This is a genomic window from Photobacterium sp. GJ3 (assembly GCF_018199995.1).
Classification (GTDB): domain Bacteria; phylum Pseudomonadota; class Gammaproteobacteria; order Enterobacterales; family Vibrionaceae; genus Photobacterium.
In genome coordinates, this window is record NZ_CP073578.1 from 620,198 (window position 1) to 641,319 (window position 21,122).

16 protein-coding genes are annotated in these 21,122 nt (G+C 51.3%); 9 read left to right on the forward strand and 7 right to left on the reverse strand.

Features of this window, described 5'->3' with window-relative positions; translation table 11 throughout:
- Positions 1 to 32: 32 nt before the first annotated feature.
- Genes ppx through KDD30_RS02835 form a run of 3 tightly spaced genes read right to left on the reverse strand, consistent with a single transcriptional unit; the run spans position 33 to position 4,212 of the window.
- On the reverse strand, positions 33 to 1,541 hold the full coding sequence (ppx, locus tag KDD30_RS02825) for an exopolyphosphatase (RefSeq protein ID WP_211647299.1): 1,509 nt from the start codon (positions 1,539 to 1,541) through the stop codon (positions 33 to 35).
- Complete coding sequence (gene ppk1, locus KDD30_RS02830) at positions 1,538 to 3,661, reverse strand: polyphosphate kinase 1 (protein WP_211647300.1); 2,124 nt, start codon at positions 3,659 to 3,661, stop codon at positions 1,538 to 1,540. The genes ppx and ppk1 overlap by 4 nt, the downstream gene beginning before the upstream one ends.
- A 29-nt stretch (positions 3,662 to 3,690) precedes the next feature.
- Positions 3,691 to 4,212 carry a glycine cleavage system protein R gene (locus KDD30_RS02835; protein WP_211647301.1) on the reverse strand — a complete coding sequence of 174 codons (522 nt, stop codon included), beginning with the start codon at positions 4,210 to 4,212 and terminating at the stop codon, positions 3,691 to 3,693.
- A gap of 259 nt (positions 4,213 to 4,471) precedes the next feature.
- Here KDD30_RS02835 and KDD30_RS02840 point away from each other — a divergent pair, with 259 nt between their 5' ends.
- Genes KDD30_RS02840 through phoU form a run of 4 tightly spaced genes read left to right on the forward strand, consistent with a single transcriptional unit; the run spans position 4,472 to position 9,758 of the window.
- The gene (locus tag KDD30_RS02840; RefSeq protein ID WP_211647302.1) at positions 4,472 to 6,685 is read left to right on the forward strand and encodes an ABC transporter permease subunit; all 2,214 of its coding nucleotides are present in this window, start codon (positions 4,472 to 4,474) and stop codon (positions 6,683 to 6,685) included.
- Between the two features lie 31 nt (positions 6,686 to 6,716).
- Positions 6,717 to 8,192: a phosphate ABC transporter permease PstA gene (pstA, locus tag KDD30_RS02845; protein WP_211647303.1), complete on the forward strand. Its 1,476-nt coding sequence runs from the start codon at positions 6,717 to 6,719 to the stop codon at positions 8,190 to 8,192.
- A gap of 14 nt (positions 8,193 to 8,206) precedes the next feature.
- Positions 8,207 to 9,025: a phosphate ABC transporter ATP-binding protein PstB gene (gene pstB / locus KDD30_RS02850; protein ID WP_211647304.1), complete on the forward strand. Its 819-nt coding sequence runs from the start codon at positions 8,207 to 8,209 to the stop codon at positions 9,023 to 9,025.
- Positions 9,026 to 9,038: 13 nt separating this feature from the next.
- Positions 9,039 to 9,758, forward strand: a complete 720-nt coding sequence (gene phoU / locus KDD30_RS02855) for a phosphate signaling complex protein PhoU (RefSeq protein WP_211647305.1) — start codon at positions 9,039 to 9,041, stop codon at positions 9,756 to 9,758.
- Positions 9,759 to 9,818: 60 nt separating this feature from the next.
- On the opposite strand, the gene ppk2 is transcribed toward phoU, so the two are convergent.
- Positions 9,819 to 10,631: a polyphosphate kinase 2 gene (ppk2, locus tag KDD30_RS02860; RefSeq protein ID WP_211647306.1), complete on the reverse strand. Its 813-nt coding sequence runs from the start codon at positions 10,629 to 10,631 to the stop codon at positions 9,819 to 9,821.
- Between the two features lie 214 nt (positions 10,632 to 10,845).
- Here ppk2 and KDD30_RS02865 point away from each other — a divergent pair, with 214 nt between their 5' ends.
- A complete protein-coding gene (locus KDD30_RS02865; protein ID WP_211647307.1) occupies positions 10,846 to 12,330 on the forward strand; it encodes an alpha/beta fold hydrolase in 1,485 nt (494 codons plus the stop codon).
- Between the two features lie 45 nt (positions 12,331 to 12,375).
- On the opposite strand, the gene KDD30_RS02870 is transcribed toward KDD30_RS02865, so the two are convergent.
- Positions 12,376 to 13,128, reverse strand: a complete 753-nt coding sequence (locus KDD30_RS02870; protein WP_211647308.1) for a copper homeostasis protein CutC — start codon at positions 13,126 to 13,128, stop codon at positions 12,376 to 12,378.
- Positions 13,129 to 13,265: 137 nt separating this feature from the next.
- Positions 13,266 to 13,868 (reverse strand): peroxiredoxin C, encoded by a 603-nt coding sequence (locus KDD30_RS02875; RefSeq protein WP_211647309.1) that lies wholly within the window; start codon positions 13,866 to 13,868, stop codon positions 13,266 to 13,268.
- Between the two features lie 129 nt (positions 13,869 to 13,997).
- Between KDD30_RS02875 and KDD30_RS02880 the strand changes: the two genes are divergently transcribed.
- The 3 genes from KDD30_RS02880 (at position 13,998) to aceA (ending at position 18,589) form a co-directional block, all read left to right on the forward strand.
- Positions 13,998 to 14,894 (forward strand): hydrogen peroxide-inducible genes activator, encoded by an 897-nt coding sequence (locus tag KDD30_RS02880; RefSeq protein ID WP_211647310.1) that lies wholly within the window; start codon positions 13,998 to 14,000, stop codon positions 14,892 to 14,894.
- Positions 14,895 to 15,511: 617 nt separating this feature from the next.
- On the forward strand, positions 15,512 to 17,119 hold the full coding sequence (aceB, locus tag KDD30_RS02885) for a malate synthase A (RefSeq protein ID WP_211647311.1): 1,608 nt from the start codon (positions 15,512 to 15,514) through the stop codon (positions 17,117 to 17,119).
- Positions 17,120 to 17,281: 162 nt separating this feature from the next.
- Positions 17,282 to 18,589 carry an isocitrate lyase gene (aceA, locus tag KDD30_RS02890; protein WP_211647312.1) on the forward strand — a complete coding sequence of 436 codons (1,308 nt, stop codon included), beginning with the start codon at positions 17,282 to 17,284 and terminating at the stop codon, positions 18,587 to 18,589.
- A 349-nt stretch (positions 18,590 to 18,938) separates the two neighbouring features.
- Here the strand turns inward: aceA and KDD30_RS02895 are convergent, their stop codons facing one another.
- Positions 18,939 to 19,568 carry an ACP phosphodiesterase gene (locus KDD30_RS02895; protein ID WP_211647313.1) on the reverse strand — a complete coding sequence of 210 codons (630 nt, stop codon included), beginning with the start codon at positions 19,566 to 19,568 and terminating at the stop codon, positions 18,939 to 18,941.
- Between the two features lie 295 nt (positions 19,569 to 19,863).
- On the opposite strand from KDD30_RS02895, the gene KDD30_RS02900 reads away from it, so the two are divergent.
- A complete protein-coding gene (locus tag KDD30_RS02900; RefSeq protein ID WP_211647314.1) occupies positions 19,864 to 20,979 on the forward strand; it encodes a trypsin-like serine protease in 1,116 nt (371 codons plus the stop codon).
- The last annotated feature ends 143 nt before the right edge of the window (positions 20,980 to 21,122 follow it).

Sequence of the window (21,122 nt, forward strand, 5' to 3'; positions counted from 1 at the left end):
CAGGCAGGAAGATCACCCGCACAGCACGGGCTTCACACCATCTCTTCCGATGGACTGATGCTCAGCTCCCAGCCAGCTTTTCGCCAGTATTCCTGTTCTTTATCCAGATCGGCAGCCAGCAGTCGGTTATTGGTCTGCCAGCCATCCGGTAAATTCAGTAACCATTTTTCTTTCTCTGCCGTCAGCACCATCGACGGCAGCGGCTCATCGGTGCGCTGGCCGTGCAGTGCGACCGCCAGACGCAGTGCCCGGATCATCGGATAAAGATGCTTGCGCTTAAATATGCTCAGCTCAGGCATTTCATCGAGTTTGAGGGATTTGCGCTGGAAGCGGGCCAGTGTCGCCAGCACGGTCTGTTCTTCCAGATTAAAGCCGGGCATCGTACTGTGGCGCAGCAGATAAGCGGAGTGGCGGTGAAAACCGGGATAACTGATACTGAGCCCGACTTCGTGTAAAAGTGCGCCCCAGTTCAGCAGGGACACCAGATCCGCATGGGTGCTGCCAGCCGTCGCCTGTATGTAAATCTCTTTCGCCGTATCCCGGACCCGGGTTGCCTGATCGATATCCACATTATATTGCGTTGCCATCGCTGTAGCTGTCCGGATCCGGATATCGCTGTGCCGGAAACGTTCTTCCATTTCATACAGCAGACCTTCACGTAATGCACCGTCCGAAAAGATCATCTGATCGATTTTTAAGGCAGTGAAGACTGCGCTCAGAATGGCGACGCCTGCGGCAAAGACCGGCTTCCGGTCATCTGGCAGACCGGGTAACGTCAGCTCGTCACTGTGTTTACAGGCGGTCACCAGCTTCACGACCTCTTCCAGCCGTTCTTTGCTGATGATGCCATCCGCATGGCCCTGCGCAATGATGACTTCCCGAATCGCTTTAATGGTGCCGGAAGCGCCGATGGCGGTATCCCAGCCCAGCCGTCGGTACCGACTGGCGATGCTCTCCATTTTTTGCAGCGCAGCCATGTGTGCCGCAGCCATCGCTTTGGGGGAGATCTTGCCTTTCGGGAAAAACTGCTGGTTGTAACTGACACAGCCCATGTGTTTGCTGTATTGCAGTTTGGGCTGAAATCCTTCACCGATGATCAGTTCCGTACTGCCGCCGCCGATATCAACGACCAGCTTCTGTCCCGGTTCATGCTGGGTATGTGCGACTCCCAGATAGATCAGCCGGGCTTCTTCTGTCCCGGCAATAATTTCAATGGGGTAAGGCAGAACCCTTTCGGCACGTTTTAAAAAGACAGCGGCATTTCGGGCCTGACGCAAGGTATAGGTGGCGGCAATCCGGACATTTTCAGGGTCAAATCCCTGAAGTCGTTCGGCAAACATCGCCAGACAACTCAGGCCGCGCTGAATGGCGGCCTGATCCAGTTCCATGTTGTCATTGAGGCCGTCAGCCAGATGAACCCGTTGTTTATGTCGGCTGACAATCTGCAGGCTGTGGCCGACCACCCGGGCAACCACCATATGGAAACTGTTGGAGCCCATATCGATGGCGGCTATTTCTCGGGGACGATCGATTTCTATCATGCGGCGTTTTCGTTATTCTCTTGAGTGGCTTCAGCATCAGCCTTTCGGCTGGCTTCCTTTTGCAGCTTTTTTTCAGACTGCTTCAGATAATCGTAGATCTCAATCTGAGATCGGATCTTTCGTTTGTTGCCACGAGGCACGTAATTATTGCTCATCGACTTGTCCAGAATCCGGGCCTTGACCGTGTCTGAGAACTGGATATTGAGAATGTCGATGATCTTCTGTTTGAGCTCGGGCTGGCGGATCGGACAGCCGACTTCAATCCGGTTATCGATATTACGCGTCATCCAGTCTGCGGAAGAAATATAAACTTCCGGGTTGCCATCGTTTTCAAACACCATGATTCTGGGGTGCTCCAGAAAACGATCGACAATACTGATGATGCGAATGTTGTCACTGATCCCCGGTATTCCCGGGACCAGCGAACACATGCCCCGGATGATCATATCAACCTGAACACCCGCGCTGCTGGCCTGATACAAGCGATTGACCAAGCCTTTATCGACCAGATTATTCACTTTCAGTGTAATCGCCGCGCGCTGATTCTGCTTGGCATTGTCAATTTCCCGGTCAATCAGCTCGTACAGACGGCTGCGGGAGTTGCGCGGCGAGACGATGAGCTGGTTGAATTTCACCGGACGATAAGGGTTCTGAATAAAGCTGAAGACCTGACGGACTTCGTTGGTCAGTTCCGGATCGGCGGTAAAGAGAGAGAAATCGGTGTAGATGCGGGCGGTTTTCTCGTGGAAGTTGCCGGTTCCGATATGGGCGTAACGGACAATTTCGTCGCCTTCCTGCCGGGTGATCAGACAGAGTTTTGAGTGAATCTTCAGGCCCGGCACACTGAACACGACACGAACATCGGATTCGGTCAGCCGACGTGCCCACTCAATATTGGCTTCTTCATCGAATCGGGCCTGCAGTTCCACAACGACCGTGACCTGCTTGCCGTTGTTCACGGCATCAATCATGGAATCAATGATGCGGGAGTTTTTCGCCACCCGGTAAATATTGATGTAAATACTCCGGACTTTGGGATCGAAAGCGGCCTGGCGCACAAACTCTGTCATGTGATTGAAAGAGTGATACGGGTAGTAGAGCAGGATATCCTGTTCCCGAATGGCTTCAAAAGCGTTGCGGGCACTGGTGAACTGGTAGCTGTCGATCGGCGGCAGGGGCTTATTTTCCAGATACTTGCGCCCGACATTCGGGAAGCTGATGAAGTCTTTAAAGTTATGGTAGCGGCCACCGGGAATGATACTGTCGTAGCTGGAGACTTTCAGCAGGCTGCACAGCTTTTCGATTAATTCGCCCGGCATGTCCCGCTGATACACAAAACGCACCGGCATCGCGGTCAGTCGCTGACTCAGGCCTTCGGACATCAGCTCCAGAATACTGTGATCCACTTCCTGACTGAGATCGTATTCCGCATCCCGGGTCATTTTCATGGAATAAGCAGATAAACTGTCGTAATCAAAGAACCCACTGAAAATGTCATCCAGACACAGACGAATGATGTTATCGAGCAGAATCAGTGTCTTGCGGTTTTTGCCTTTGGCTTCCGGGACTTTGATGAAACGGGGCAACTGATCGGTTGGGATCTCCAGCAGTGCATACTGACTGGATTCGCCCTGCCTCATATCAATGGCCAGATAGGTGTATTCATCTTTCAGGAACTGAAGCAGATCGATATCTTCGGTCAGCAGGATCGGGGTGACATGCGGCAGAATGGTGTTGCGGAAATAGCGTTTCAGCCATTCGCTCTGGTTGTCATCAATTTGCTGTTCATTGACCAGAAAGATATTGCGCCGTGCCATTTCCAGCAGGATTTCATTGTAGAGCGTGTCGAAGTCCTGATTCATTTTCAGCACCCGACTCTGAATCTTACTCAGCAGATGCTTGGCATTGTCGTTGACCCCTTGCTCCTGACTGATCAGGATGCGCCGCTTTACATCAGCAAAGCGGACTTTATAGAACTCATCGGTGTTGCTTGAAAAAATACCCAAAAAGCGAACGCGCTCAATCAGTGGGACGGATTTATCAGCGGCTTCCTGCAGGACGCGTTCATTAAAAGACAGCCAGCTCAGTTCTTTATCGATATAAAGCGGTTCAGTACTCATGATTTTCCTAACACAAGAATCAACAGCAATTAATGGACCTCGATTCCCTCCGGTTCTTCGAAATCAATCGTCAGATCATCTGCGAGACTTTCCAATTGCAATTGCACGGTCGACACAGAAAGCGATGCTGGAATTTCGAGTTCGAACCAGGCGGTAAAAATGGGGTAGCCCCAATTTGGAGCACTGTGGGTATCGGTTTTCAATTTATAAATATTGATGCCCAGCTCGCCGAGGCTGGTCGTAACTTCTTTGACAATGCCGGGACGGTCATTCCCGGTGACGGTCAGCGATTGCAGTTGCTTGGGAGGCGGAGTGAGGTGAGTGTCTTCTTCAATATGAATCTTCAGCCCTTCGAGTTTGGACATGGCCTGCCGAAATGCTTTCACGGATGCTTCCGGAACATCGACCTGAAGAATGCCGGCAAATTGTCCGGCCAGATGATTCATACTGCTACCCAGCCAGTTTCCCTGGTGCTGATATACAGTATCCGATAACTTTCCAACTAAACCTTGGCGATCCTGGCCAATGACAGTAATGACAAGATGCTTCATGTCGTGCCTCCTTCTGGTAGCGGTTCAATTCATTATCTGACCCCACTCTGATTATGTCCAGACAGGATATGCATTGAGTGACCAGAATACGGCTACCGTCATAAAGCATTCAGATTATTCGGTTTTTGTGACACTTTTATGTCAGCCAACCATCCTGTGCACAGATTCATTTGTGAAATGAAAAACTTACGGGTCGTGTAATATAATTGTCATCTAACAGACATATAATTTGTCAGTATGTAACTTTCATGGGGTGAGAATGGCAAATGCCGGTGCATTTTTGACAGACGACAGCCGTATCCGTCGATATAAAGACAGGGTGGCGCGTTATAGTGTGATTGCCGGTGGAATTTTTGTCCTTTTAACGCTCGTTCTGATCTTCTTCTATCTGCTGTATGTGATATTGCCTGTTTTCTCACCGGCAAGGATCACACCTGTTCAGGCATTCACGGTACCGCTTTCAGACACCCGGGCGGTGATGCTGAATGATCAGGGCACCGCTGCATTTCATTTTTCATCATCCGGTGAGCTGAGTCTGGTCCCGCTGAATCCGAAAGCAACCCCTGTGTCGTCGCTTTCTGTGTCGGTGATGGAACAACCAACCAGCTTTGCCGCTGGTTTGCCGCATGAACAGGTTTTTGCCTACGGGGATGCCCGCGGGGGCGTGCGTGTGGTCAAACCTTTGGTTCATCAGGGGCAGCTACGGGCCGCCTATCCGCTGGATCAGACGTATATCCAGCTCGATCCGCTGGGGCAGCCTTTGGTCCGGTTGGCGATTTCTGTCCGGCGGCAGGTTGCGACCCTGGTTGGTCTGACGCAGGATCACCGTTTGGTCGCGAAAGTGTTTCAACGCACGCATGGCTTAGATGCCAGTGCGCAGGACTGGGCTGAAACCACGCTGTCCATGCCTGAGATCTCTGAAGAGATCACCGCGATGATTGCGACGCCGGATGGTCGTTCGCTGTATCTGCTGGCAGGAGACTGGCTGCGTGCGATTGATTTACAAGGGGTAAAAGGCAGCATCCGCCTGCAGCAGAATGTCAGCCGGGGCTCGGGTCAGCCTGTGGCCATGACCGCATTGTCCGGGGCGAACTCTTTGCTGATCACTGGTGCGAACGGCGACGTGGTTCAGTGGTTTGAAGGGGTGAAAGGCGGGCGCCGCCAGTTGATAGCGGCCCGCAGTTTTGAAGCAGCGCAGGGCGGATTGCAGCAACTGACCCCGGAGTATTACCGAAAAGGTTTTTTTGCGATTCAGGACGACGGCACACTGAATGCGTATTACATGTCGGACAGCACCCACCCGGTGCTGAGCACGCCGTTATTTATCAAGAAACAGGGTCAATTACCTGAACTGATGGCCATTTCGCCGCGGGCCAATCGTCTGCTGGCGATTGACGGGGCGCAATGGCAGTTATTCTGGGTTGAAAACCCTTATCCAGAAGTCAGCTTTCACAGTCTGTGGCGAAAGGTCTGGTACGAAGGTTATCCAGAGCCGGATTATGTCTGGCAGTCGACTTCGGCTTCCGATGAATCCGAGCCCAAACTCAGTTTAGTGCCAATCGTATTTGGCACGCTGAAAGCCGCCGTTTATGCACTGTTTTTTGCGATTCCGCTGGCATTAGCCGGTGCGATCTATACGGCTTATTTTATGTCGACCAAGATGCGCCGGGTCATTAAGCCTACGGTTGAGATCATGGAAGCCTTACCCACGGTGATTCTGGGATTTCTGGCCGGGATCTGGCTGGCGCCGCTGGTGGAAACCCACTTGATTGGCATTGGGCTGTGTTTGCTGATTTTGCCGCTGGCGATGGTTGCTGTCGGGTTCGGTTGGGCATTCCTGCCGGGACGCTGGCATCGCCGGGTGCCGACAGGTCTGCATATATTGCTGTTGATGCCGGTGCTGGTGCTGGTCGGTTATCTCTGCTTTGCAATTAGCCCTATGATTGAGCAGGCGTATTTCAACGGTGATATCCGCTCTTATCTGACGAATGTCTGGGGCATTGGTTATGATCAGCGCAATGCGCTGGTGGTCGGGATCGCCATGGGGTTTGCTGTCATCCCAACCATCTTTACCATTGCAGAAGACGCGATTTATTCGGTGCCGTCTCATTTGAGTAATGGGTCGCTGGCATTAGGTGCGACGCCGTGGCAAACCCTGACCCGGGTGGTGCTGCTGACGGCCAGCCCTGGGATTTTCTCGGCGGTGATGATGGGGCTGGGCCGGGCCGTCGGTGAAACCATGATTGTGCTGATGGCGACCGGAAATACACCGTTGTTGGAGTGGAATGTGCTGGAAGGGCTGCGCACCCTGTCTGCAACCATCGCGATTGAAATGCCGGAATCAGAAGTCGGCAGCGCACATTATCGTGTGCTGTTTCTGGCGGCATTTGTCTTGTTTATTTTTACGTTTTTCTTCAATACCCTGGCAGAAATCGTGCGTCAGCGATTGCGCGATAAATACAAATCGCTCTGATAGCCGGGGTAAGGGCTGAGTTGCAAAATCAATGTTGAAATGGATGCGTTCCGGTTCCCCCTGGATCTGGCTGACGGCAGGTATGGTCAGCCTGAATCTGCTGGCGGTGCTGGGCTTATTACTGATGATAGGCTGGAAGGGGCTGAGCTACTTCTGGCCGGCACAGGTTTATCAGTTTGACGTTGATCTGGCCGATCAACGGCAAAGTGTGCTGGGTGAAATTTATGAAACCAGTGCCGTTCCACGTCAGCAATTGTTGGATGCCGGATACGCGTTGCCGGATTCAGGCAACCCGACGATTACCCGGTATCTGATTAAAACCGGCAACCGGGAGCTGGCTGTACTGGACTTTATCACCCTGCTGGATACTCAAATCCGGACTAAGGACATTGCTCATGGGGCGGTGGTGATAGAGCGTGTCCGAAACGGCAAGTTTTATGGCTATCCGCAGGCTTTGCTTCATGGTTTGGAGCGTCGTGAAATCACCGCTCCCGACATGCTGTTGACCTGGCTCGATCATGCGATCGCCGAGCGGGAAACCCAGGCTGATTTTCAGGCGGTACAACAATCACAGGCGCTGTTGATCCAGGATGCGCAGGGACAAGAGGTCCGGATTCCGCTGACGGATATTTTAGATCTCTGGTATCCCAATGATATGTCCTGGCACGACAAGCTGATGCACTGGGGCAGTCAGGTGCGCCATTTTGTGACGGATGCGCCCAGAGAAGCCAATACCGAAGGCGGTGTTTTTCCGGCGATTTTCGGCACCGTACTGATGGTGTTACTGATGAGTGTGATTGTGACTCCTTTGGGGGTACTGGCTGCAATTTACCTGCACGAGTACGCGGAACAGAATCGCTTGACCCGCATCATCCGTGTCGCGGTGATCAATCTGGCTGGTGTCCCGTCCATCGTATATGGGGTGTTCGGCTTGGGCTTTTTTGTGTACATGGTTGGCGGTACGCTGGACGAGCTCTTTTTTTCGGATCAGCTCCCGGCACCGACATTTGGCACCCCGGGGATTCTCTGGTCAGCACTGACGCTGGCGATTCTGACGCTGCCAGTGGTGATTGTGTCGACGGAGGAAGGCTTGGCGCGGATTCCGCCTTCAATCCGCCATGGCTCGCTGGCGCTGGGCGCCACGCAGGCTGAAACCCTGTGGCGGATTGTACTCCCGATGGCCAGCCCGGCGATTATGACGGGATTAATTCTGGCAGTGGCCCGTGCGGCGGGAGAAGTGGCACCACTGATGCTGGTCGGTGTGGTGAAAATGGCCCCGTCTTTGCCAATTGATGCACAGTTTCCATACTTACATTTAGACCGGAAGTTCATGCACCTTGGCTACCACATCTATGATGTTGGCTTTCAAAGCCCGAATGTCGAGGCGGCACGGCCGCTGGTGTACGCAACTTCATTGCTGCTGGTCACCGTGATTGTCGGGCTGAATCTGACGGCCATCGGGATTCGTAATCATCTGCGGGAAAAATTCCGCGAACTGGAACAATAACGAGAAGGGTGGAGATGTTTTCATTCAACGCCAGTATGGACTTGCTCAAGCCAGTCGATCTGACCGCACTGCCAGAGGAAAAAACGGCGCTGACCATCGACGGGCTGGATTTGTATTATGGTCAGAAACAGGCGCTGTATCATATCAACATGAAGATTGCCAAAGGGCAGGTCACGGCGTTTATCGGTCCTTCCGGCTGTGGTAAATCGACCCTTCTTCGCTGTATCAACCGGATGAACGAGCTGGTGGAAGGCTGCCGTGTTGAAGGGCAAATCCTGCTGCATGGCAAAAATATCTATGATCAAAACGTAGATGTGGCGGCATTACGTCGTCAGGTTGGCATGGTGTTTCAGCGACCCAACCCGTTTCCCAAGTCTATCTACGAAAATGTGGTATACGGCCTTCGGCTGCAGGGCGTGAAGAATAACCGGGTGCTGGATGACGCTGTGGAGAATTCACTGCGCGGTGCTGCCTTGTGGGATGAAGTGAAGGATCGTCTGCACGAAAATGCCTTTGGACTGTCCGGCGGTCAGCAACAGCGACTGGTGATTGCACGGGCCATTGCCATTGAGCCTGAAGTGATCCTGCTGGATGAACCAACGTCTGCGCTGGATCCGATCTCGACACTGACTATTGAAGAGCTGATTAACGATCTCAAGAAAAAATATACGGTGATTATCGTGACCCATAACATGCAGCAGGCTGCACGGGTGTCGGATAATACCGCATTTATGCATATGGGCGAGCTGGTGGAATACGCGTCAACCAATGATATCTTCACCACCCCGAAAGAAAAACGTACCGAAGATTACATTACTGGCCGTTACGGCTAAGGAGTTGCAGCGCATGTTGGATAATTTAAGTCTCAGCCGTCATATCTCCGGCCAGTTTAATGCCGAGCTCGAAAGCATTCGCACCCATGTGCTGGCAATGGGCGGCTTGGTGGAACAGCAATTGACTGATGCCCTGAAAGCCATGCATAAGCAGGATGTTGATCTGGCCCGACGGGTCATTAAAGATGATCACAAGGTGAATGCCATGGAAGTGGCCATTGATGAAGCCTGCACCCGGATCATTGCCAAGCGCCAGCCAACCGCCAGTGACTTGCGGTTGGTGATTGCGATTATCAAGACGATTACGGATTTGGAACGCATTGGGGATGTGGCAGAGAGCATCGCCAAGGTTGCGCTGGAGAATTTCACGAACAAACAATACAACCTGTTGGTGTCACTGGAAGCCCTGGGCCAGCATGCAGCCCGGATGCTGCACGAAGTCTTGGATGCGTTTGCCCGGATGGACGTGAAGGCGGCGATCCGGGTCTATCAGGAAGACGACCGTATTGATAAAGAGTATGAAGCGATCATTCGCCAGCTGATGACGTATATGATGGAAGATCCAAGGTCGATTCCCAATGTCCTGCAAGTGATGTGGTCTGCGCGCTCCATTGAGCGGGTCGGGGATCGCTGCCAGAACATCTGCGAATACATTATTTATTTCGTCAAAGGCAAAGATATTCGACATACCAGTCCGCAGGAAATGGAACATTTTATCGACAGCAACCGCTAGAGGATGGCTGATAGCCATGTTTTCAGGGAGCTTCAGGCTCCCTGATTGTTTCGGGCGGGATCAGTCATGATCGCCCTTGTCGAATCGGTCTGGTACAAAGGTTTGCTCATCCATCGGCGGGCGGTTATAACCTTCTTTATTGATCTCAGGTAACTCGATGTCCGGGTATTCGATGGTTTCGTAAGGAATCTGGCTGAGTAAGTGCGAGATGCAATTGATCCGGGCTTTTTTCTTATCATCGCTGTCGACCACCCACCAAGGGCTTTGTTTGGTGTCGGTGTGGGCAAACATTTTGTCTTTGGCTGCGGAATATTCGACCCAGCGCGAGCGGGATTCTAAATCCATCGGGCTGAACTTCCAGCGCTTAATTGGCGTATTAATACGCTCCAGAAAGCGCTTTTCCTGCTCTTCGTCAGAGACGGAAAACCAGTATTTGATCAAAATGATGCCGGAGCGCTGCAGCATGCGCTCGAACTCAGGGCAGGCAAGCAGAAACTCTTCATATTCTTCTTCGGTGCAAAACCCCATGACTTTTTCGACACCGGCCCGGTTGTACCAACTGCGGTCAAACAGCACAATTTCTCCGGCAGAAGGCAACTGCTCCACATAACGCTGAAAATACCATTGGGATTTTTCTTTCTCGGTGGGTTTTGGCAAGGCGACCACCCGGCAGACCCGAGGATTGAGTTTTTCGGTGATCCGCTTGATGGTTCCGCCTTTCCCCGCGGCATCCCGGCCTTCAAAAATCACCAGTACACGCAAGCCTTCCTGCTTCACCCATTCCTGGCATTTCACTAATTCGATCTGAAGGTGCTCGAGTGCTTTTTCGTAATCTTTCTTTTTCAATTTGTTACTTAAATCATAGCTGCTCATACTCTTCTCCATTTTTATGGAACGGTGCGCACATTAACTGCTATCATCTCGGCGCTTTCTAGTTGTGACAAGTAGATATCTTTCAGAATGTTACATCGGGCTAATGAGAGACCCAAAGAAAATGCAGCTGAACTAAATTGATCTGGACGTCATTTTAGTCAAGCGGTTTTATCGGGACAAAGCAATGAATAGTTAGAATTATAAGGATAATAAAATGAATAAGTTCGCACTAAGTGCATTGGGATGTTTGGTGTTAACTGGATGTGGAGGCGATGGTGGAAACAATAACAATTTTGCTGCCAGACAACAGTTCATTATGGAGAATTGCCCTTACAACATGACCTGTGATTACCTGAGCGTGCCCAAGGATTATTCTCAGCCTAATGGCGAGATGGTCGATGTATTCTATGGTGTCCATCCTGCCCGCAATCCAAATGAACGTATCGGCGCTTTACTGATGAACTTTGGTGGGCCTGGTGCCGAAGCCGTTCAAAGTGCTGCCTACATGGCTGAAAACTTATTCCCTGCAGAAATTTTAGATCGTTTTGATATTGTTGGGATCGATCCGCGGGGGGCCGGACTGAGTGTTTTTGCCGATTCGTTAACTCAGTGCGCGGTTGCCGAATACAATGAAACCGGAAGTTGTGACAATACATATCGTCAGGTTGCGCCCTTCCTCGGCAGCAACTCTGTGGTCAATGACATTGATAGGCTTCGGGAAAAACTTGGCGATGAGAAGCTGACATTCCTTGGATATTCATATGGGACGCGTTTGGGCGCTTTGTATGCGCATACTTATCCAGATCGTGTCCGAGCCATCGTTCTGGATTCACCGATGTCGCCTTCACTGGCGAATAACGTTGAAATCAGGGTTGGAAACAGCGCTGGATATGAAAAAATTGCATCATACCGACTTGATTATCAATGGAATCCTGATCGTGAACGTCGTTACCTGACCGTGATGGAAGATGCTATGACGAATGGCAATTATATAGCGCGAGATATGAATCTGGAAGTATCCGATGTGGTGCAGGCGATGCATGCCACAGTTGCTAGAGAGTCTTCAAGTGATTGGAGTGATGTTTCTTTCTCATTGCAAAGTTTATTAGATGATGACTATGCGTATTCACTGTCATGGGATTTGCAGTGGCAGCGTAACGTCAATCAAGGTGAAGTAACAGCAGACGATTTGCGAGGCAATGCACTCTTCAGAGCGGTGGTCTGTACTGATGAAAGAACGCCGCTATCGGATAACCGGATTCATGCCTCTGAATATCGGTATAGCGATGCTTCTGCTTTGTATGGTCGGTTAACCTTTGCTGAAACTGCTGGGCTTTGTTTGGGCTGGTCTGCGCAACGCGATCCAATTGCTGATATGTCCGATTTGGGCCAGAAACTCAATGGACAGCAGATTTTGGTCATCGGGGGGCAGTATGATCCGGCCACCCCTTATGTATGGGCAGAAGAAATGGTGCAGGCACTTGGAACTTCAGCCAGTTTCCTGACCATGAATGATTATGTGGATCATGCTTTCAGCTACAATAACTTTAATTGTATTGATCAGGCTACGACTGATTATCTGATTAGACCGGAAAGTAAGGTGATGGACAGAACTTGCTCACCATCTTCATGGTATTCGGATCGGTTTGGCAAAAAGCTAAGAATTCCTCATCCGGTTGATAAGATCCAAGGGTTCTGAGGTCATTGGCCTGCTTGATGGCAGGCCTTTTAATTGTCCGTCTGTTCAGCGTATCGTTTTAACCGCCTGAAGCACAGCGGCAATTTTTTCTGCGCTGGTGACGGGAATGGCGAAGTCGTCCACACTGGCATCACCCATGTGCGCACTGGCGGCGATATGTTCCATCAGGCTTGCCCGTGTTGTTTTGCCCGACAGGTGTAACTCTTTCACGCCGGTTTGAACCAGAATGTCGGCAGCGTTATCCGCGGTAACCCCAGCACCGGCCATGATGCTCAGGCGGTTATCGCAGTAGCGCACCATTTCGGCCAGCGTCTCTGCACCGTCCAGTGCTGTGGCTTGTAAGCCGGAAGAAAGGACCCGTTCACAGCCCGCAGCCATCACCATATCCAGAGCTTCGTAAACATTCACACACTGGTCAATCGCGCGGTGGAAAGTGACGCCCAGACCATCGGCAGCCTGCATGAGTGCGGCGAGCTGATCGTGATCGACTTTTCCTGCGGTGTTGAGTACGCCAATGACGACGCCCTGTAAGCCAATCTGTTTGGCCGCATGAATATCAGCCAGCATGATTTCCATATCCTCCCCGGAGAACAGGAAATCGCCCTGGCGGGGCCGGATCATGGCATAAACCGGAACACTCGACAGGCGGGCCGCCTGACGCATGAATCCGACGCTCGGGGTCAGCCCACCCAGAGAGAGGGATGAGCAGAGTTCAATGCGGGTTGCACCGCCCTGTTGTGCGGCATGAAGGGATTCAATGTTGTCGATACAGACTTCAAGATGGGTCAGTGCAGTCATGATTCAGCCTTTGCAAAAAAATATCATGGCTGAGTGTAATCGCTGAAAGGAGCGGAGTCGAAGCGGAAGATCAAAGAAGCTCAGAAAAAAGAAGCCCGGCACAATGGCCGGGCTCAGAAATCTAGCGCAAAGCTGGATTACAGGTCAGCAGTGTGCTCAGACAGGTAAGCTGCAACGCCGTTTGGAGAAGCGTCCATACCTGCTTTACCTTCTTCCCACTGTGCTGGGCAAACTTCACCGTTCTTCTGGTGGAAGTTCAGAGCGTCAACCATACGCAGCATTTCGTCGATGTTACGGCCCAGTGGCAGGTCGTTCACAACTTGGTGGCGAACAACGCCTTCTTCGTCGATCAGGAAAGAACCACGGAAAGCAACGCCAGCTTCTGGGTGCTCAACATCGTAAGCTTTACAGATTTCGTGCTTCACGTCTGCAACCAGAGGGTATTTCACTTGACCGATACCGCCGTTTTCAACAGCAGTGTTACGCCATGCGTTGTGAGAGAACTGAGAATCGATCGATACACCGATGACTTCAACGCCTTTTGCTTGGAAATCAGCGTGACGCTTGTCGAAAGCAATCAGTTCAGAAGGACATACGAAAGTGAAGTCCAGCGGGTAGAAGAAAACAACCGCTTTTTTACCTTCTGTGAACTGCTTGAAGTTGAAGTTTTCAACGATTTCACCGTTACCCAGAACTGCAGCAGCTGTGAAATCTGGTGCTTGACGACCTACTAGTACCATGTTGGTGCTCCTAATATTGGAATGTTTACCACCCCGTATGGGCAGTCCCTGATAAAACAGGACACACTATATCGAAAGTGCTACATTGAAAAAAGTGGAATAAATAGATTATTACAATCGAAAAATACGATGAGCAAATTTCCTTCACTGAAGCAACTGCATTATCTGGTGACTTTATATGAAACCCGTCACTTTGGTGAGGCCGCCAAGCAATGTTTTGTCAGCCAGTCTACCTTGAGTTCCGGGATCCAGAATCTGGAAGACTTGGTTGGATGCCAATTGATTGAGCGCGATAACAAAGCGCTGGTGTTTACGTCGGTTGGTGAAGAAGTGGTGATCCGGAGCCGGGAGTTACTGGCCCGGACGCAGGATATGATGGAACTGTCGAAAAGTGGCGATGATCAGATGGCAGGGCAGGTACGTCTGGGTTGTATTCCGACCATTGCGCCTTTCCTGCTGGGAGATTTGGTCCAGGCCGTCAACCGTCGTCATCCACAGCTTCACCTGTTATTAAGAGAGGACACCACGGATAACCTGCTCAGCGCCCTGAGAAACGGCGAAATGGATGTGCTGATTCTGGCATTACCGGTGGAAATCAGTGGTATGCAAAGTCAGGTGGTGGGGCGGGATCCGTTCAAAATGGTGCTCAGCAAAACTCAGGCTGTCCGGGTGGCATCGCCGCTGCGCTATACGGATTTGCCCGACGAATCTGTGTTTTTACTGGAAAAAGAACATTGTCTGACTGGTCATGCGGTCTCAGCCTGTCAGCTGACCAGTAAAGAGAAGATCAATCCTTTCGCGGCAACGAGCCTGCATACGCTGGTTCAGATGGTCTCCAATGGTCTGGGATCGACGTTTATTCCCCAGATGGCGATAAAGCATGGCTTGGCAGATAACCCGGATCTGGTCATTTTGGAACCACCGGGTGATGCCGCATACCGGGAAATCGGTCTGGTCTGGCGTCCGACTTCAAGCCGAATTCCGACCTTTCAGGCGCTCGCAGCGATTGTTGCCGACTTACTTTAAGTGCTTCCAAATGGGTCAGCAGAAAATATCTTTATATTTGGTGAATGATTCTGCTGATCTGCCATTCTTCTGAAGTATTATCCTGTCCCGGAAAAATCTCAAACGACTGATTTTGTAGATTTTTTCTGTTTCGTTCAGAAAAACAATTCTGTTTTGCATCATGAAAGTGATTCCCTGTGTGTATGACTCCTATAATTTTTGTCTATAAATGTATTGAGATTGAGCCGTTTGCATCCGGTTGCTGATCCGGCTGATGTTTTAAACGTTCTTTTTGCAATTCAGAATTGCACCCGAAATTGTTATTTAATTACGTAATCCTCAACATTTTTGAGGTCGTACAGATTGAAAGACAAAAAAACGGAAATATCGCTTCAGGCTGTTTTAATTTGGTGTTTTGAGTAATAGCTCTATACTTTTCAAGTGTTTGATTTTGTGTATTTTTATTTGTTTTGTTGATTGGGTTGAGTTTTGGGGTGGTTTGCTTTTCTCAATTCATTCAGGCAACTTAGCTTCCATGTCGGGGCCAATTCTGGTCTAAGCTGAACATCAGCGAGCGCCTTGCTTAGGTAGTTATTTAGTTACAGCTGTCTGTGGCTGAAGCAAATGGGGAGATTTCAATGGATAGGGACAATCAATATCAGTTTGGTCAGTTGACCTTGAAGGCATCACTGTCTGATTCGCAACGCGATATTTTAAGTGATGAGGCGATGGCATTCGTCGACAAACTGGTGACCCGTTTTGCTGCCCGTGTCCCTGAGTTGCTGGCAACCCGTGAAAGCCGTCAGAAGGCCATTGATGACGGCCAGCTGCCGGATTTCCTTCCAGAAACCCGGGATATCCGTGAAAGTGACTGGACCATTCAGAATATTCCTGCCGATCTTCAGGACCGCCGTGTCGAGATTACCGGTCCGGTCGATCGGAAAATGGTGATTAATGCGCTCAATGCCAACGTGAAAGTTTTCATGGCTGACTTTGAGGATTCATTCGCACCGGCCTGGAGTGCTGTGATTGATGGTCAGCGAAACCTGCGTGACGCGGTCAATCGCACGATCGCTTATACCCAGCCTGAAACGGGCAAAGTCTACGAACTGAACGCGGACCCTGCGGTATTAATTTGCCGGGTGCGCGGACTGCACCTGCCGGAAAAACACGTGCTTTGGCAAGGTCAGCCCATTCCTGGGGCGCTGCTGGATTTCGGTCTTTATTTTTTCCATAACCACAAACAATTGCTGGCCAATGGCAGCGGGCCATATTTCTACGTGCCGAAACTGCAGGCCTATCAGGAAGCGGCCTGGTGGAGCGATGTTTTCAGCTTTGCTGAGGATGAAGCAGGCCTGTCTCGTGGCACCATCAAAGCCACCGTGCTGATAGAGACGCTGCCGGCAGTATTCGAAATGCATGAAATTTTGCACAGCCTGAAAGAGCATATCGTCGGCCTGAACTGTGGTCGCTGGGATTATATTTTCAGCTACATCAAAACATTGCGTAATCACCCGGACCGCATTTTACCGGACCGTCAGGTGGTGACGATGGAAAAACCATTTCTGAATGCATACTCCCGTTTGCTGGTCCGAACCTGTCACCAGCGTGGCGCCTTTGCCATGGGCGGTATGGCTGCCTTCATCCCGTCAAAGGATCCAGAGCAGAATGCCTGGGTGCTGAATAAAATCCAGACCGATAAAGCGCTCGAAGCGAAGAATGGTCACGATGGCACCTGGGTGGCACACCCGGGACTGGCTGATACCGCGCGTGCTGTGTTTGATGAGTATCTGGGGGAGCGTTCGAACCAACTGGATGTGACCCGTGAATCCGATGCGCCGATTACCGCGCAAGAACTGCTGGCCCCTTGTGAGGGGGAGCGAACGGAAGAGGGCATGCGCCACAATATCCGTGTCGCGGTGCAATACATTGAAGCCTGGATTTCCGGTAACGGTTGTGTGCCGATTTATGGCCTGATGGAGGATGCAGCGACGGCAGAAATCTCCCGCGCTTCAATCTGGCAGTGGATCAAGCACGGCAAGACGTTAAGCAATGGTCAGGTGGTCACAAAAGAGTTGTTTGCGCAGATGCTGGCAGAAGAAATGCAGGTGCTCGAGCAGGAAGTCGGGGCATCCCGGTTTCATCAGGGCCGGTATCAGGAAGCCGCATCAATGATGGCACGCCTGACCACCAGTGAAGCACTGGTGACCTTCCTGACATTGCCGGGCTATGAATACCTTGAATAAGCCCGGCGTTGTAAAAGTCAGGCAATGAAACGTTAGCGACATACGATTGAAACATGGCTGTCCGGGAAACCGGACAGCGGAAGCCCAAGAAACCCAATGAAAACTGAACCGCAGAACCTCCAGATTTTGCGAATTATCGTCACATAATATGAGGGATTTATTATGACACTGACTCGCCAGCAACAGATTGAAGCCATTGAAAAGGACTGGGCTGAGAATCCGCGTTGGAAAAACGTGAAGCGTACCTATACCGCGGAAGACGTGGTGAACCTTCAGGGTTCCGTCGTCCCGGCGAACACACTGGCTCAGCGCGGTGCTGACAAGCTGTGGGATCTGGTGAACGGTGCTGCGAAAAAAGGGTACGTGAACTGTCTGGGTGCGCTGACCGGTGGTCAGGCTGTCCAGCAGGCGAAAGCTGGAATTGAGGCGATTTACCTGTCTGGCTGGCAGGTGGCGGCAGATAATAACACGGCCTCTTCGATGTATCCGGATCAGTCGCTGTATCCGGTGGATTCTGTCCCGGCCGTGGTGAAGCGAATCAACAACTCTTTCCGCCGGGCTGATCAGATTCAGTGGGCGAATGGGAAGAGTCCGGAAGAAGGCGGTATTGACTACTTCCTGCCAATTGTCGCAGATGCAGAAGCCGGTTTTGGTGGTGTTCTGAATGCTTACGAGCTGATGCGCAGCATGATTGACGCGGGTGCGGCCGGGGTTCACTTTGAAGACCAGCTGGCTTCTGTGAAGAAGTGTGGCCACATGGGCGGCAAAGTGCTGGTGCCGACGCAGGAAGCCGTTCAGAAATTGGTTGCCGCCCGTCTGGCCGCAGACGTTGCAGGTACAACCACGCTGGTGATTGCGCGGACCGATGCCAATGCTGCTGATCTGCTGACCTCGGACTGTGATGCATACGATGCCGACTTCATCACCGGTGAGCGGACTCCGGAAGGTTTCTATCGCGTTCGCGCCGGCATTGATCAGGCGATCGCCCGTGGTCTGGCTTACGCACCATATGCCGACCTGATCTGGTGTGAAACGGCGACGCCGTGTCTGGAGGAAGCCCGTAAGTTTGCAGAAGCGATTCATGCAGAATATCCGGATCAGCTGCTGGCCTATAACTGCTCCCCGTCTTTCAACTGGGAGAAGAATCTGGATGCTGCAACCATTGCGAAGTTCCAGCAGGAACTGTCTGACATGGGCTACAAGTATCAGTTCATTACTCTGGCAGGGATCCATAACATGTGGTTCAACATGTTTGAACTGGCCCACGCTTATGCGCAGGGCGAAGGCATGCGTCATTATGTCGAGAAAGTACAGCGTCCTGAGTTTGCGGCAGCAGAGAAGGGTTATACCTTCGTGGCGCACCAGCAGGAAGTGGGTACTGGTTATTTCGACAAGATGACCAATGTGATTCAGGGCGGAAACTCTTCAGTGACCGCGCTGACCGGCTCGACCGAGGAAGATCAGTTCTGAGCAGACTGATTGGATTTGACTGAGCAATCTATCCTAGTAAGACCGTTTCGCAGCTGTACTCCGGAAGGAGATTGCGATGAGCGTTATCTTCTATATCCAGGGGCTGGTCACGCAGCCCCAGAAAGATAGCCTTTGAATACCAATCGCAGTCAATCACTGGTCATCCTAGCGGGTTCAAATGTTCGATCACTGCGTTAGATTTTTTGATTGTAGAATGACGACTTATCTAAAAAATCTGCCTTGTTCTCAAACATTTTTCCTGCGCTATTTCTGAACATTGACTGACTTTGATTGGTATAACTTTGAAATTGTTATCGCCTTGGGAGCCGTTGGCTCCCCTTTTTCTTTCTTAATCTTTCGAAGAACCAGCCGGATCCGGCTGAATCAACCTTGCCTGATTTTCCTGCCAGTACATCCGGCTTGCCGCCATCAATCTCGGGTACAGAATCAGGAAACTCTCCTCCAGTGCAGCGTAATGTGTCGTCAGAAACTGCGGGCACTCAGACAGTGCATGCAGTTTGGGACGTCTGGCGGCCATCCGCGCCAACGCATGATGAATACTTTCAGCCCGGCGGTACTCCAGCAACCACGCTTGTTCCCACATTCGCGTGGTCATTTGCTGGTACGTCTCTGGTACGGGTTCGGCAAAACCTTCGATTTCCGCTCTGGCCAGTGCAACAAATGCGGTGAGCGGTAACGTATGAAATGCAGTCCAGTGTCGTGCCAGATAATGGTCCCAGATCATATCCAGAGCAATGCCGCTGACCCGGCGGATCGCGGGCGGAAACGCCTGACGCCAGGCCCGGACTTCGGGCTGGCTGTCAATAAAGCCGTCGACAAAGCGATGCAGCCGGATCCCCGCAGCCACTTCTGGCGAGTATTGCCTGTATGGGTCACCACGGACAAAATCAGCCAGCAGGTTGCCGGTCAGATGGCTCTGGCAATGATCGGCCAGATGCAGATGTGCAAGGAAATTCATGTGCTGTACTTGTGAAAGAAGTCATCGTCTGGCCCCAGTTCTTCAGGACGCATACCAACACTGTAACAGGGAAATGGATGGGCTGTGCAATCGGAGTGCCAGAAATTGAAACGCCCTAAGAGTGTTTCCCGGTTGACAGAAAGTCTGTGCCATGGTGTCCAACTTTTTAGAAAATCTGTCTCGAATCGGAAGAAATGGTCACTTCAGGGGTCAATATCACAAAGCGGCTGGTAGTTTTTTATACAATAAAAAGAGATGTCGCAGTCATTTTATGTTCAGACAAGGTGAAGGTGTAATGCGAATCTCAAAAGCGATGAAGGTTTCTACAGGGGTGGCACTGGTCATTTCTGTACTCAGTTGTTCTGTTTTTGCGCAGCAAAATTCTTCACAAGATGAAGTCTCTGCGGTGGCGAAAATCATTGGCGGAACACCAGCCGAGCAGAATGCATTACCCTGGCAGGCTTTAATTTATATTGATTATGGCCGGGATGGGCAGGATATCTTTCAATGTGGCGGGGTGATCATCGATGCGATGACCGTCCTGACTGCGGCACATTGCATGGAACAGAACCAAGTTGTTGCCATGCCTTTTGAAATATTAGTCTGGGGAGGTATTACTGCGACCAGCAGTGCCCGGCAGAGCAATGCCTATACAGTGGCCAGTGTGACCATTCATCCTGATTTTGACGCTGATACCTTCGCCAATGATATTGCGTTGCTGCGATTGAATTCTGCACTCACCGGTGATGTACAGCCGATTCAGATTGCCACGATCAGTGAGCAGTTTGAGGCCGATCTGACTTTCGACAATACCTATACCCAAGGGGGTGTCAATCCGGAAAATCTGCTGGTTTCCGGCTGGGGCCTGACGTCTACTGAGCCTGATGCCATAGTCTCTGATACGTTACAGCAGGTACTGCTGTCTGGGGTGCCGGATGAGGTGTGTGATCGGGTCTGGAGTAATATTAATCTCGGGAACCGGGACCAGGTTATTTGCGCGATCTCTCCGTCACCGGCGGTTGAGCGGGACAGTTGCCAGGGGGATTCCGGCGGACCCCTGGTATGGCAAAACCCGCAGAATGAGGGTGATCCGGACTTCGGACTCCGGCTGGTCGGGCTGGTGAGTTTTGGGGCTCAGTGTGCCTCCGATGTGCCGGCAGTGTATACGGAAGTGTCGCATTACCGGACCTGGATTGGCTCTGTCGCGGGTGTCGGGCTGGATTTTGACCCCGATCCGGTTTACATCACCGATCCATTTGAACGGGCCAACATGAATCCAGAATCGTCTTTTCAAGATGCAGAAACACCCGTTCAATCAGGACTGTCCCGTTCTGACAGCGGTGGTGGCAGTCTGGCGCCTGGCGGACTGTTGGGATTACTCTCCCTGTTGTACTGGCGCAGGAAAAAGTAAGCGGCAGTCAGCCTTTTGGCGTCTGAATGAGCGGCGCGAATTGTGCAGGAAAGCTGACACGATGGACGGGTCTCACCTGTGGTGCAGGCCCGTTTCGCAATTCTAACCCAGAATATCATTTATGTAACAATTGACGATTTTTA